The sequence below is a fragment of the Kitasatospora sp. NPDC098663 genome, from assembly GCF_044760075.1.
In the GTDB taxonomy this organism is placed as follows: domain Bacteria; phylum Actinomycetota; class Actinomycetes; order Streptomycetales; family Streptomycetaceae; genus Kitasatospora.
Genome location: NZ_JBIWAP010000034.1, coordinates 25,305 through 39,623 on the forward strand (window position 1 = coordinate 25,305; position 14,319 = coordinate 39,623).

9 protein-coding genes are annotated in these 14,319 nt (G+C 72.7%); 4 read left to right on the forward strand and 5 right to left on the reverse strand.

Going from position 1 to position 14,319, the window contains the following annotated elements:
- Positions 1 to 20 precede the first annotated feature (20 nt).
- Positions 21 to 1,109 carry an NADH:flavin oxidoreductase gene (locus ACIQVZ_RS30265; RefSeq protein WP_402454252.1) on the reverse strand — a complete coding sequence of 363 codons (1,089 nt, stop codon included), beginning with the start codon at positions 1,107 to 1,109 and terminating at the stop codon, positions 21 to 23.
- A gap of 354 nt (positions 1,110 to 1,463) precedes the next feature.
- Between ACIQVZ_RS30265 and ACIQVZ_RS30270 the strand changes: the two genes are divergently transcribed.
- From ACIQVZ_RS30270 to ACIQVZ_RS30285, 4 genes are all read left to right on the forward strand, one after another.
- The gene (locus tag ACIQVZ_RS30270; protein WP_402454255.1) at positions 1,464 to 2,240 is read left to right on the forward strand and encodes an oxidoreductase; all 777 of its coding nucleotides are present in this window, start codon (positions 1,464 to 1,466) and stop codon (positions 2,238 to 2,240) included.
- Between the two features lie 30 nt (positions 2,241 to 2,270).
- On the forward strand, positions 2,271 to 3,467 hold the full coding sequence (locus ACIQVZ_RS30275; protein WP_350884072.1) for a cytochrome P450: 1,197 nt from the start codon (positions 2,271 to 2,273) through the stop codon (positions 3,465 to 3,467).
- A gap of 176 nt (positions 3,468 to 3,643) precedes the next feature.
- Positions 3,644 to 7,129 carry a carboxylic acid reductase gene (gene car / locus ACIQVZ_RS30280; protein WP_402454258.1) on the forward strand — a complete coding sequence of 1,162 codons (3,486 nt, stop codon included), beginning with the start codon at positions 3,644 to 3,646 and terminating at the stop codon, positions 7,127 to 7,129.
- 103 nt (positions 7,130 to 7,232) lie between these two features.
- On the forward strand, positions 7,233 to 7,604 hold the full coding sequence (locus ACIQVZ_RS30285; RefSeq protein WP_402454260.1) for a nuclear transport factor 2 family protein: 372 nt from the start codon (positions 7,233 to 7,235) through the stop codon (positions 7,602 to 7,604).
- 28 nt (positions 7,605 to 7,632) lie between these two features.
- Here the strand turns inward: ACIQVZ_RS30285 and ACIQVZ_RS30290 are convergent, their stop codons facing one another.
- The 4 genes from ACIQVZ_RS30290 to ACIQVZ_RS30305 form a co-directional block, all read right to left on the reverse strand.
- The gene (locus ACIQVZ_RS30290) at positions 7,633 to 8,877 is read right to left on the reverse strand and encodes a cytochrome P450 (RefSeq protein ID WP_402454263.1); all 1,245 of its coding nucleotides are present in this window, start codon (positions 8,875 to 8,877) and stop codon (positions 7,633 to 7,635) included.
- Between the two features lie 204 nt (positions 8,878 to 9,081).
- Positions 9,082 to 10,752, reverse strand: coding sequence for a Na+/H+ antiporter (locus tag ACIQVZ_RS30295; protein WP_402454264.1), 1,671 nt, complete (start codon positions 10,750 to 10,752; stop codon positions 9,082 to 9,084).
- A 716-nt stretch (positions 10,753 to 11,468) separates the two neighbouring features.
- Positions 11,469 to 12,548, reverse strand: a complete 1,080-nt coding sequence (locus tag ACIQVZ_RS30300) for a helix-turn-helix transcriptional regulator (protein WP_402454266.1) — start codon at positions 12,546 to 12,548, stop codon at positions 11,469 to 11,471.
- 136 nt (positions 12,549 to 12,684) lie between these two features.
- The gene (locus ACIQVZ_RS30305; protein ID WP_402454267.1) at positions 12,685 to 14,010 is read right to left on the reverse strand and encodes a radical SAM protein; all 1,326 of its coding nucleotides are present in this window, start codon (positions 14,008 to 14,010) and stop codon (positions 12,685 to 12,687) included.
- Positions 14,011 to 14,319 lie beyond the last annotated feature (309 nt).

Sequence of the window (14,319 nt, forward strand, 5' to 3'; positions counted from 1 at the left end):
CCGTTCGCCGAACGGCGCTGTCAGGCCAGGCCGGTGAGCACCGCCGGGTCGTACGGGACGGTCCGGGAGAGGTCGCCGCGCAGCGCCCTGGCGGCCCAGTCCGGGTTGGCCAGCAGGGTGCGGCCGACGGCGACGAGGTCGAACTCGTCGCGCTTGAGGCGGGCCAGCAGTTCGTCGATGCCGGTCACGCCGGCCCGGCTGGTGTAGCCCTGGGCGAACTCGCCCTCGCCGTACTGCTGGTCCAGGCCGACCGAGCCGACCGTCACGGCGGCCTTGCCGGTGAGCTTGCGCGCCCAGCCGGACAGGTTGAGGTCGCTGCCGTCGAACTCGGGCTGCCAGTAGCGCCGGGTGGAGCCGTGGAACGCGTCGACCCCGGCCTCGGCCAGCGGGGTCAGCAGCTGCTCCAGCTCGGCCGGGCTCTCCGCGATGCGGGCCCCGTAGTTGCCGACCTTCCACTGGGAGAACCGGAAGAAGACCGGGAAGCCAGGGCTGACGGCCGCGCGGACGGCCCGCACGATCTCGGCGCCGAAGCGGGCGCGGGAGGCCGGGGCGCCACCGTAGCGGTCGGTGCGCCGGTTGGTGCCGCTCCACAGGAAGTCGTCGATCAGGTAGCCGTGCGCGCCGTGCAGTTCGACGCCGTCGAACCCGAGCCGCTCCGCGGTCGCCGCGGCCTCGGCGAAGGCGGCGACCGTGTCGTCGACGTCCCGCTGGGTCATCGCCCGCCCGGCCGGGGCGCCGTCCAGGCCGATCCCGGACGGCCCTTCGGCGGGCGGCTCCGTCCCGGTGCGCACGACGCCGGTGTGCCACAGCTGGGGGATGATCCGGCCGCCGGCCTCGTGCACCCGCCGCACCACGCGGGCCCAGCCGGCCAGCGCCTGTTCGCCGTGGAAGTGGGGCACGTGGTCGTACGCGCGGGCGGCGGCGCGGTCGACGTAGGTGCCCTCGGTGATGATCAGTCCGACCTGGTGGGCCGCCCGGCGGGCGTAGTACTCGGCCACCTCCTCGCCCGGCACGCCGCCGGGGGACTGCATCCTGGTCATCGGGGCCATCACGATGCGGTTGGGGACCGTCAGATCACCCACGACGAACGGCTCGTCCAAGCTGGACATGCTTTCTCCCGAGTTCTCGGCACTCATGGTGTGAACATTCCGTGTGCGCCTTCTCCGCCGCTCCGGCGAATCACCACCGGGCCGTGCGGAAAATGGTGTGGTCGGCCGCACATAGGTAACGCACGATTATCGACCCTGTTGATCGCGGCGTCCAGCGGGTGTTCTCGTCCGCGCTGCATTGCCTCAGGCGATCCACCGCATCGACACAATCATGTTGACCGTGTCCGGGAGATCACGGATAGTGGTGCAGGTGGTTCCGCGTCGCCTTCTGGGTCGCAACTGGAGAATTGATTCCCTTGCCGACCAGTGCCGCGGAAATGAATTTCCCAGGAACGAAAGGTGGCGGAACCCAGGGTGAGCGAGAGTCGCCTTACCGCGCAGATTTCCCACGACTTGGACGGCAAGCGGGCCGTCGTCACCGGCGGCAGCCGGGGCATCGGCGCCGCGATCGTGCAGCACCTGCTCGACGCCGGCGCCACCGTCGTCACCTCCGCCCGCAACCCCACCGAACACACCCCGTCCGCGGCCAAGTTCATCCAGGCCGACCTCAGCTCGCAGACCGGAGTGCGGGCGTTCGCCGACGCCGCGCTGGACTCCCTCGGCGGGGTGGACATCGTGGTCAACAACGCGGGCGGCTGCCGGGCCTTCCAGACCGCGCTGGAAATCGAGAACGACTGGCAGTACACGGTCGACATCAATTTCCTGGCCGCCGTCCGGCTCAATGCCGCACTCGTGCCGACCATGCGCGCGGCCGGCGGCGGGGCCATCGTGCACCTCTCCTCCATCGCGACCATTTCCTCCTACCCGATGATCCTGCACTACGCCGCCGCGAAATCCGCGCTGGAGGTCTACAGCAAGGGCCTCGCGGTCGAGTTGGCGCCGGACGGAATCCGGGTCGTCGCGATCTCCCCGGGAAACGTGATGACTCCTGGGGCGGATGAGGCGCGCGACAAGATCGTCGACTATCTCGGCCTGGAATCGGAAGGGGACTGGGCCGACGAGGTCCCGCTCGGGCGGATCGGCCGGACCGAGGACATCGCCGAGGCCGTCGGCTTCCTGGTCTCCCGGCGCGCCTCGTGGATCACCGGCAGCAACCTCGTCATCGACGGCGGCAAGAGCGCGTCCCTGTGACCGCCCGCCAGGACTGGAAGGACTGACACGATGACCGCGACAGAAGAAGGACCGCGGGCCTATCCGTTCGGTCCGGCCGAGCAGCTCGACGTGGACCCGAAGCTGGCCGAGGCCTGCGGCGAGCAGCCGGTGCTGCGGGTGAGCCTGCCCTACGGCGGCGACGCCTGGCTGGTCAGCCGCCACGCCGACGTCAGGACGGTGCTGGCGGACCCCCGGTTCAGCCGGGCCGCCGCGGCCGGCGAGGACGTGCCCCGCATCGTCTCGGCCGGCCTGCCCCGCACCTCGATGCTGAGCATGGACCCGCCGGAGCACAGCCGGCTGCGGCGCAGGGTCGCCAACCCCTTCACCGTGCGCCGGGTCGAGGCGATGCGTCCGCGCGCCCAACAGATCGTCGACGAACTGCTCGACACCATGATCGCCGAAGGCTCGCCCGCGGACCTGACCCAGATGCTGACCTGGCCGCTGCCGATCACGATGATCTGCGAACTGCTCGGCGTCCCCGTCGAGGACCGCGACCGGTTCAACGCCTGGGTGGACGGCCTGCTGATGCTCTCCGACCCGGCCCGCTCCGCACGGGACCGCGGGCACCTCAACGACTACCTCGGCGGCCTGGTCGCCGAGCGCCGCGTCGAGCCCACCAGCGACCTGCTCGGCGAACTGGTCGCCGTGGAGGACGAGGAGAACCGGCTCACCGAGGAGGAGCTGGTCAGCCTCGGGGTCAGCCTGCTGTCCGCCGGCCAGGAGGCCACCGCCAACCAGATCGGCAACTTCGTCTACACGCTGCTGACCAGGCCCGAGCTGTGGCACGAGCTCGTCGCCGATCCCGGCCTGATCCCCGACGCGGTCGAGGAGCTCTCCCGGATCATCCCGATCAGCGCCACCGCCGGCTTCACCCGGATCGCCACCGAGGACGTGGAACTGGGCGGGCAGACCGTCCGCGCCGGCGACGCGGTGGTCACCGAGTTCTCGCTCGCGAACCGGGATCCGGAGGTGTTCGACCGCCCCGAGGAGATCGACTTCCACCGGGGGAACATCCCGCACGTCACCTTCGGGCACGGCATCCACCACTGCCTCGGCGCGGCGCTGGCCAGGATGGAACTGCGCGTCGTCCTGGACTCCCTGGTGCGCCGCCTGCCCGGCCTGCACCTCGCCGTGCCGGCCGACCAGGTGACCTGGCGGACGGAACGGCTCATCCGCGGAGCGGACGCGCTGCCGGTCGCCTGGTGAGACGCCCGCCGGCCGGAACGACCGCCGGGCCCGACGGGCCGGCGACCGCTCCGGCCGGCCCCGGTTCGCACGTCGACATCAGCCGGACATCGACATCAGCCGGACATCGACATCAGCCGCACGCCGGACAACAGCCGCACGCCGGACATCAGCCGGACGCTACGGGAGGGCTCAGCATGGCCGAACCACTGGAGGCGATCACCGCGGCCGTGCGTGATCCGGGCAAGGGACTCGCCGAGGCCATGGCCGTCATCATGGAGGGCTACGGCGACCGGCCCGCCCTCGGCGAACGCGCGCGGGAGCCCGTGACCGGGCGCCTGCTGCCCCGCTTCGAGACCGTCAGCTACCGCGAACTGTGGGCCCGGGTACGCGCCGTCGCCACCGAGTGGCACCACCACCCGGACCACCCGCTGAGCGCCGGCGACCGGCTCTGCATCCTGGGCTTCACCAGCACCGACTACGCCACGCTCGACCTCGCGTGCCTCCACTCGGGCGTGGTGGTCGTGCCGTTGCAGTCCAGCGCGCCGCTGTCCCAGCTGGCACCGATCGTCGCGGAGACCGAACCGCGCGCCCTCGCGGCGAGCATCGAGCGGCTGGACACCGCCGTCGAAGCCGTCCTCGGGGCGCCCTCGATCCGGCGCGTGATCGTGTTCGACTACCGCCCCGACATCGCCGAGCAGCGCGACGCCTTCGAATCCGCCCGGCGGCGCCTGGCCGGGGCCGGCCGCCCGGTGGCCGTCGACCCGCTGGCCGCCGTGGTCGACGCCGGCGCCGGTCTGCCGCCCGCGCCCCTGTTCGTCGCCGCCCCGGGTGACGACCCGTTGGCGCTGCTCATCTACACCTCCGGCAGCACCGGGACCCCGAAGGGGGCGGTGTACCCCCAGCGGCTGGTCCGCACCGCGTGGAACGGCTTCAGCTACGGCGCGGAGGACACACCCCCGGTCAGCGTCCACTACATGCCGCAGAGCCACCTCGCCGGCCACTGGGCACTGATGGGCTCGCTCTCCCGGGGCGGCGTCGGCCACTTCACCGCCAGGAGCGACCTGTCCACCCTGCTCGACGACATCGCGCTGGTCCGCCCCACCGAGCTGACCATGGTCCCGCGCATCTGCGACCTGCTCTTCCAGCGGTACCGCAGCGAACTGGACCGGCGCTCCGGCGAACCCGGCGACGTCGACACGGCGGTCAAGACCGACCTGCGGGAGAACCTCCTGGGCGGGCGCGTCACCAAGGCCTTCTGCGGCACCGCCCCGCTCTCCGCCGAGGTGGCGGCCTTCGTCGAGTCCTGCCTGGGCTTCCACCTGTACACCGGCTACGGCTCCACCGAGGCCGGAGGAGTGCTGCTCGACTCGGTGGTGCAGCGCCCGCCGGTCATCGACTACAAGCTGGTCGACGTCCCGGAACTCGGCTACTTCCGGACCGACTCGCCGCACCCGCGCGGGGAACTGCTGCTCAAGACCGCCACCGCCATCCCCGGCTACTACAAGCGGCCCGAACTCAACGCCGAGCTCTTCGACGCGGACGGCTACTACCGGACCGGCGACATCATGGCCGAGACCGGACCGGACCGGCTGGTCTACGTCGGCCGCACCAAGGACGTCCTGAAGCTCTCCCAGGGCGAGTTCGTGGCCGTCTCCCGCCTGGAGACCGCCTTCGTCGCCAGCCCGCTGATCCGGCAGATCTTCGTGTACGGCAACAGCGAGCGCGCCTACCCGCTCGCCGTGGTCGTCCCCGCCCCGGACGCGCTGGCCAGGGCCGGCGGGGACGCCGAGTCGCTCAAACCGCTGCTCGTCGAGTCGCTCCAGCGGATCGCCAGGGAGGCCGAGCTCAACTCCTACGAGATCCCGCGCGACGTCCTGATCGAGACCGAACCCTTCAGCGCCGCGAACGGCCTGCTCGCCGACAGCCACAAACCGCTGCGCCCCCGGCTCCGTGAGCGCTACGGCGAGGCCCTGGAACGGCTCTACGCCGAACTCGCCGACGGGCAGGAGCTCCGGTTGCGCGAGTTGCGCCGGGCCGGGCCGGACCGGCCGGTGCTGGACACGGTCGGCCGGGCCGCCCAGGCGCTGCTGGGCTGCGCGGGCGCCGAGCCGAGCGCCGACGCGCACTTCACCGATCTGGGCGGGGACTCGCTGTCCGCGCTGTCCTTCGCCGCCCTCATGACGGAGATCTTCCAGGTCGAGGTCCCGGTCGGGGTGGTGATCAGCCCGGCCAACGACCTGGCGCGGGTGGCGGGTTACATCGAGGAGCGGCGCCGCTCCGGCGCCGCGCGGCCCACCGTCGCCTCCGTCCACGGCGAGCACGCCACCGAGGCCCGCGCCGGCGACCTCACGCTGGACAGGTTCCTCGACGCGGCGACGCTCGCCGCCGCCCCGACGCTGCCCCGCCCCGACGGCGCCGTCCGCACCGTCCTGCTCACCGGGGCCACCGGCTACCTCGGCCGCTTCCTGTGCCTGGAGTGGCTGGAACGCCTGGCTCCTGCGGGCGGCAGGCTGGTCTGCGTCGTCCGCGGCGCCGACGCGGCCGTCGCGGCGAAGCGGCTGGAGGCCGCCTTCGACAGTGGCGACGACGAACTGCTCAGGCGGTACCGGGAGTTGGCCGACGGAACGCTGGAGGTGCTGGCGGGTGACATCGGCGAGCAGCGGCTCGGCCTGGCCGAGGACGCCTGGCAGCGGCTGGCCGACACCGTGGACCTGATCGTCCACCCGGCCGCCCTGGTCAACCACGTGCTGCCCTACGAGCAACTGTTCGGGCCCAACGTCGTCGGCACGGCCGAACTGATCCGGCTGGCGCTCACCACCCGGCTCAAGCCCGTCACCTACGTGTCCACCGTCGCCGTGGTGGCCGGCGCCCCGGCCGCGGCCCTGGACGAGGACGGCGACATCCGCGTCACCAGCCCGGTGCGCCACCTCGCCAGGGGCACCGGCAACGGCGCGCACGGATCCGAGCACGAGTACGGTCACGAGTACGGGCACGACGACGCGCACGGGTACGACGGGTACGCGCACGGGTACGCGACCAGCAAATGGGCCGGCGAGGTGCTGCTCCGCGAGGCCCACGACCTGTGCGCACTGCCGGTCGTCACCCTGCGGTCGGACATGATCCTCGCGCACGGCAGCTACCGGGGGCAGCTGAACGTGCCCGACGTGTTCACCCGCCTGCTGCTCAGCCTGCTCACCACCGGCATCGCCCCGGGCTCCTTCTACCGGGGCGGCGGGCGCGCCCACTACGAGGGCCTGCCGGTCGACTTCACCGCCGAGGCCGTCACCGCGCTGGGCGCGCGGGCCACCGAGGGCTACCGGACCTTCAACGCGCTGAACCCGCACGACGACGGCGTCTGCCTGGACACCTTCGTCGACTGGCTCGTCGAGGCCGGCCACCCGATCCGGCGGATCGACGACTACGACGACTGGCTCGCCCGGATCACCACCGCGCTGCGCGCCCTGCCGGAGAAGCAGCGCCAGCACTCGCTGCTGCCCCTGCTGCGCGCCTTCGCGCGGCCCGGGGAAGGCGTCCCCGGCTCGGCGATCCCCGCCGCCGGGTTCCGGTCCGCCGTACGGGCCGCCAAGGTCGGCCCCGACCAGGACATCCCGCACCTGTCGGCGGCCCTCGTCCACAAGTACGTCACCGACCTGCGCCACCTCGGCCTGCTTCCGCACTGACCGCACCACCGCGACACCGCACCACCGCGACACCGCACCACCGCGACACCGCGACACCGCGACACCATCCCCGCATTCGACCCGACGGACACAGGAGTTCGGCATGGCACAGAGCATCGGCGAGACGGTCATCTCGGGTCTGCGGCGGCTGGAGGCGAACGACTTCGCCGGCTTCCGGGCGCTGTGCACCGAGAAGGCCACGGTCTGGCAGAACGACGGCAACGACGAGCAGCCGATCGACGAGCGGCTCGTGCACTTCAGGGCCTTCGCCGCCACTGTCGAGTCGCTGCGGTTCGAGGTCCTCCGCCAGTTCGAGAAGCCGGACGAGGTGCTCCAGCAGCACGTCATCCACCTGCTGTCGGCCGAGGGGGTCGTCCAGGAGGTCCCGACCGTCGTCTACTTCCGGTTCGAGGGCGGCCTGATCGACCGGATCGAGGAGTTCCTCTACACCGTGCCGCAGGCCGGCACGGCCTGACGGACCGCCCGCCCGCGCGGGCCCCCGCTCAGCCGTCGGCACGCCTGCCGGTGAGCAGGACGGGGAGCGACCGGTGGCCGTTGGAGATCAGCGACGCGACCGGGCCCAGCTCGGCGCCCGGGGCGAGCGAGAGGTCCGGGAAGCGCTCGAAGAGCTTGCGCAGCGCCGTCCCGGCCTCCATCCGGGCCAGCGGCGCGCCCAGGCAGAAGTGCGGGCCGTGCCCGAAGGCGAGGTGGTCCTTCACGGGCCGGGTGACGTCGAAGACGTCGCCGGCGGTGCCGTACCGGCAGGGGTGGCGCCCGGCGGCCGCGTACGAGGGGAGGATGACCTCTCCCCGGCGGATCGTCACCTCGTCCGACAGCCGGATGTCCTCGACGGCGAAGCGCAGCGGCAGGTGCGCCAGCGGGGCGTCGCGGCGCAGTGCCTCCTCCACGACGTCGCTCCACTGCGCCCGGCCCGCCCGGACCATGGCGAGCTGTTCGGGGTGGGTGAGCAGCAGCGCGATGCCGTTGTCGATCAGGTTCACCGTCGTCTCGTACCCGGCCGAGACCACCAGCAACAGGGTGTCGCGGAGCTCCTCCTCGGTCAGCGCGGCGCCGTCGCCCTCGGTGTCGCGGGCGGCGATCAGCAGGGACGTCATGTCGTCGCCCGGGTGCCGGCGCTTCGCGGCGATCAGCCCTTCGAGCATGGTGAAGAACGCCACCGCGTTGGCCTCGGACTCCTCGGGCGTGAGGGTGGTGGAGAAGACCCGGTCGACGATGTGCCGGAACCCCTCCTGGATGTCCTCCGGCAGGCCCAGGAGCCGGCTGATCACCTGGATCGGCAGCGGGTAGGCCAGCCGCTCGCGGAGGTCGACCGGCACACCGGGCGGCGTCGCGGCCAGGTCGTCGAGCAGCGCGTCGGCCAGCTGCTCGATGCGCTCGGCGAGGGCGCCGATCTGACGGGCCGTGAAGGCCGACCCGACGAGCCGGCGCAGCCGGCGGTGGTCGGCGCCGTGCGCGTTGAACATGTTCCGGACGGTGATCCACAGGGCCAGTGGCCAGGTGGGGACGACCTCGGCGAAGTCCGGCCAGTGCTGGTGGCCGTCCTTGGAGACCCGGGGGTCCTTGAGGAGCTCTTCGAGCAGGACGGGGTCGGCCACGGCCCAGGCCTCGACGCCGAGGATGTCGACGGGCGTCGCCGGGCCGCGGGCGCACAGTTCGGCGGTCTCGGCGTCACGGTCGCGGCCGGTGGGGTCCAGGACGAGGCGGGGGCGGTCCGGCGGGCGGTCCATGGGGGCTCCTTCGCTCGGGTCGGGTCGGGCGGGAGGCGCCGGAACGGCGCACCGGATCGAGGATGCGGCCGCGACCCCGCCGCAGTCGAGAGGGCGTCCCGGCCCGGCGTGGCGGACGTACGGCAGGAGCGGTGCCCGACCGTCAGGCGGGCGCTGCGGCGCGGGACTCCCGGAGGCTGCGGCGGGCGGCGGCGGCCGCCGCGCTCAGTGGTCTCTTCTGCTTCTTCCTGCCCTGTGCCACGTGGCCCCCGTTCGGTGCCGCGTCGGACTGCTCGCGACAGTGTGACCTGCGGTGCGGGGGTGCGGAAGACCGGGGGTCGCGAGCCCGTCACGGCCGCCGAGTCCGGCCTGCTCCAGGTCGAGGTCGCGCTGGAGGCGGCGCAGGGTGGTGTCGCTGATGAGGTGTTCCTCGTAGAGGCGGTGCAGCCGGACGTTCTGCACGGTGATGACCTCGTGCCGGAGTTGACGGTAGGCGGCGTCGGCGGTGGTGCCGTCGGGGGTCTCGGGGGTGCGGTCGAGGCGGGCGGCGAGGCCGCGCCGGACCCGGTCGATCGCGGTGTCGGGCATGACCTCCAGGGCGGCGAGGTGGTCGACGTGGTCGAGGGCGGCGCGGTTGAGGGCGTCGCGGGCGTCGTCCTCCTCGCGGGCGGTGTGCTCGGGCTCCAGGGCGAGCCCGGAGCGGTGGACCACGGCGGCGAGGGTCAGGCCCTGCACGACCAGGGTGAGGACGACCACCGCCGTGGTCAGCACCAGGACGAGCGGGCGCCCGGGGATCCGGTCGCCGTCCGCGGTGAGCAGCGGGATGGACAGGGCCGCCGCCAGCGGCATGACGCCCCGGGTGCCGGCCCAGGTGACGACCCCGGCGACCCGCCAGGACAGCCGGCCGCGGGCGGGCCTGACCCCGCGGGTCAGCGGTAGCGTCCACAGCACGCGGACGGCGATCAGCACGGCCGCCAGCGCGAGCGCCTGGAGCGGCCACCAGCCGGTGCCGGCCGGCAGGTCCCGGACCAGGGCGGGCAGTTGCAGGCCGACGATGCTGAACACGACGCTCTCCAGCAGGAACACCATCACCGCGGAGACGGCGTGCAGCTGGAGCCGGATGCGGGCGTCGGTGAGGCGGTGGCCGGAGCGGCCGAGCAGGACGCCGGCGACCACGACCGAGGTCACCCCGGAGGTGTGCGCGGACTCCGCGAGCACGTACGCCGCGTACGGGGTGACCAGGGCTATCACCGTCTCCAGGACGGGGTCGGCGGTGCGGCGCCGGATCAGCCACACCAGGCCGGCCACGGCGGCGCCGACCAGGCTGCCGCCCCCGCCGAGCAGCAGGAGCTCGCCGCCCGCCGCCGGCAGGTCCACCGTGCCGCCCACGGCCACGGCGACGCCGACGGCGACCTTGAACAGCACCAGCGAGGTGGCGTCGTTGAACAGGCTCTCGGCCTGCACCAGCACCTGGACGCGCCCCGGCAGCGCCAGCCGGCGGCCGAGCGCGGTGACGGCCACCGGGTCGGTGCTGGACAGGACGGCCCCCAGCACGAACGCCATCGCGGGCGGGAGCCCGGCGACGGCGACGGCGACGAAGCCCACGGCGGCGGCGGAGGCGAAGACCAGGCCGAAGGAGAGGATCGTCACCGGGCGCCACACCGTGCGCAGATCACGCAACGACAGTTCCTCGGCGGAGGAGTAGAGCAGGGGCGGGAGCACCACCAGGGCGATGGCCTGCGGCGGTACGTGCAGCGCGGGCACACCCGGGACCATCGCGACCGCGAGGCCTACCAGGACCAGCAGGGAGGGCGCGGGCACCCGCAACCGCCGGGCGAAGGTGGCCACGCTCGTGGCCAGAACCACCAGAACCAGAACGATCCCCACGGCGTGCATCTGCGGAAACGACCCATCACGACGATCGGGGTCGCCGCCGCCCGAGCGCTGCAGTCGTCCCCCGAGCCGACCAGACTTCCCGGCACACCGCCAATCATCTTATCGGGCCGTTTGCGCGGGACGGCAGGGTGTCCGGCCGGCCGTGCCCCCTCAGCGGCGTCCGAGCAGCCTCGCCAGGAAGCCGCCGCCCTTGCCCTTCGTCCGGCCGCAGGCGCAGCGGCCGGACTCGGGCACCCCGGCGAGCACCTGGTCGACGTGCATGCCGCACCCCGCGTAGCCTGCCTTGCCGCACGTCCGGCAGGTGGTTCGTCGACACATCGCGCTGCTCCTCACATCGCACCCCCGGATGGGGTGGCCAGTCCTGTCAGGATACCCCACCCGGTATTTTTGGACGCGTGCCACGGGGCTGGCTCCCCGGACCCGTCGTGCCGGGCCGGACAGCCCCGGCCGGGCGCTGGCGGTCGGCGGTGCGGTGTCGGCGTGTGCGGGCGCGGCGCCGAGGCCGAGCCCGGTCACCGCGACCAGTGCGGCGGCTCCTGAGGTGACGGCGGTGCGCCTGGTGCGCGAGTTCATGAGGGTGCTCCTCCGCTGGACGATGAAGGCACTGCGATTCACGTCATGTCATGGATATGACGTGAATCCCCCGTGGGGAAATCTTCACGTTCGCGGCGGGCCCCCGGCCATCCCGGATTCCTGGGGGCGCGCGGGGCCCCGGGTCAGCAGCGCCCCCCGCCGAGCATGATCCGCGCGATCAGCTCCTGCCGGCTGCCCACCCCGGTCTTGGTGAACACCGACTTCAGGTGGTCCTGCACGGTGTACGGCGTCATCGCGAGCAGCCGGGCCACGTCCCGGGTGTCGCTGCCGCGCACCAGCAGCAGCGCCACCTCCTGCTCGCGGGCGGTCAGCCCGTAGGCGGCCAGGTAGAGCGGCATCACCTCGGCCGGCGAGGCGGGTGCGGCCACCACCGTCACCTCGTCCGCCGCCGCGTCGCCGCGCAGCGCCGATCCGTGCAGCAGGTACCAGCGGTCGTCCCGGGTGCGGACCCGTACCGGCGTCCGCGGCGCGGCCAGCCCGTGCGCCGCCCGGCGGGCGTGCTCGGCGGCCATCGCCACGGAGGTCGGGATGCTGAGCGAGGTGGGGGTGGGGTCGGCCAGCCGGTCGAGCAGGTCCTCGGCCGGGCCGGACATCGCCCGCAGCCGGTTGCGCCGGTCGAGCATCAGGACGGCCGGCCCCGCGTCCTCCTGGTCCGGCGCGCCGGCCGGTATGTGGCACGCCCGCAGCGCGTTGCCCAGGTGGCGGGCGGCGGCGCCGGCGAGCTCGCGCTGGTGCCCCAGGTAGGGGCCGCGGTCCGGGGCCCGCATGAACGCCGCGCACCCCCACATCCCGCCCGTCGCGTCGAACACCGCCCGCAGTTCGTCGCCGAACCCGGCCGGCGCTATCTGCTCCCGGAACCGCACGCTCTCCTGCGGGCGCCCCTTGGTCGCCCGGCTCAGCGTCTCGGCCTGCGCCCCGCTGTGCCGGATCTTCGGGAAGGTCGCCAGGTCGTCCTCCCAGACCTCCAGCCTGACGGCGTGCTCGTACGCCGTCAGGCTGAGGTCCTCGCTCTGCACCGAGTTCACCAGGCCGGTCGCCGGATCGGCCGTGTGCCAGCACACCGCGTCGAACTCCAGCACCGGGCGCAGCAGTTCGTCCGCCCGCCGGAACACCTCCGGCGCCGTCAACCCCTCCCCGGAGAGCTCCCGCATCCCCTCGATCGCCGACCGCGCCGCCACCCCACGAGCCCCACGTAGTCCCATGGCGGGAAGCTAACACGCTGTTCGTACCCCCACCTACGCGCCGATCGGCGGGGTCCGCCTCCTCCTCGCGGTGGTCCGACGGCCCCCCGGCGTCATCCTGACGGCCAGTCAAGACGGCCGGGGGCTACGCAGGGGCTCAGCCGGGCAGCGAGTCCATGAAGGAGCTGACCGAGAAGACGGCCTTGCCGGGGCCGGCCGGGCCGTAGCCGGGCGGGGAGGAGAGGCCGAACTCCTCCAGGGTGGCGCGGTAGGCCTGGAGCAGGCGGATGTGGTACTCCAGCGGGGCGCCCTGGGGGTTGGCCTTGCCGAGCGGAGTGGTGGGTTCGGGGCACCAGGTGGTGAAGCGGGGCACCACGCCGCGGGACATGAAGAAGCGCAGGCCCTCCCGGGTGGAGGCGATGGCCTCGTCGACGGTGGTGAAGCCGAAGGGCTGCGCCATCTCGACCCCGGCGACGAAGTTGGGGATCACGTTCTCCGGGCCGAACACCTCGGTGGAGTCGAGGATGCGCCGGTGCCACTCGTCGCGGCCGACGTAGCGCTCCTTGCCGGGGCAGTACAGCTCGAACAGGCGCTTGTCCCAGACCTCGAAGTTGGGGTGGTAGATCCGCACGCCGTAGTCGTGGAAGCGCTGGACGTCCTCGCGGGGCAGGGCCTGGGCGACGACCTTGCCGATCCAGCGCCCGGGGAAGCGCTCCTCGATGGCCTTGGCGTACTGGCCGTAGAAGTCGGCCTCGTCCCGGCCGCCGACCTGCGAGGTGATGGCGCCACCGGTGAGGGTGTAGGCCCGGGAGGCGCGGGCGGTGTCGTGGCGGTCGATGATCTCCAGCGCCTCCAGCACCTCCTCGACCGGCTTGACCCCGGTGTAGGGGCGGCCGGCGGCCTTGTGCTGGCGCCAGTTGTGGTTGATGTCGCAGTACTGGCACTCCTCCTTGGCGCCGAAGTACTGGCAGACCCGGAAGACCGTCAGGTAGATCAGGTAGCCCCACTGGATGGTCGGGGCGACCTCCATCACCGACTTCCCGTTGGCCAGGGTGTGCCGGTAGTAGTCGGGCATCGGGGGCAGGCCCACGTCGGCGATCCGCGCGCCGTCGAGGTAGAGGCCGAGCGTGCCGTCCTCCCCGGCGCCGACCCGGTACGGCGAGTCCGGGTTGACGCGCACCGACACCACGGTGCGGCGCAGCCCGTACGGGCCGCCGGTGAGCACGACCTCCTCCGGCGGGCGGTTGAGCGCGGCCGCGCCGAGTTCGGGCAGGGTGCGGTGGTCGAAGGAGAAGATGAAGTACGACTTCGGCTTGACCTCGCCGCTCCCGTCGGCGCCGGTGCTGCCGCTGAGGGCGGACTCGTCGAAGGCCATGCCGCCGCGCAGCAGGTCCTCCTTGATCACGGCCTCCCGGGGCACGTCGGGGAAGCGCTCCATGAGGTCCTCGACCAGTGCGGTGCGGCTGCGGCCCTGGGTCTCCATGTGCTGGTACGTCCTTCCTGGCCCCGTTCCGTCACGGGGTCGTGGCCATTCTTCTCCCCCTTACGCCGGCGGGCACGGCGGACCAATGCATGAGGAGGGGGCGTTTCAAACGTCATACGGGCCCACGTTCACCTGATCGGGTGTAGAAGATCGTTCGGAGCGTTTCCGAACCGGTCCCCGCGCCTACGGTTGTGAACCGAGCGAGACGGGGGCGCGTTCCAAGACCGCCCGCGCCGTCGGCCAGATGACGAGCCGTCCTGTCTCGCGATCCTTCATCAGAGTCAGAGGAGGCTCCATGCCCCTGTGCAC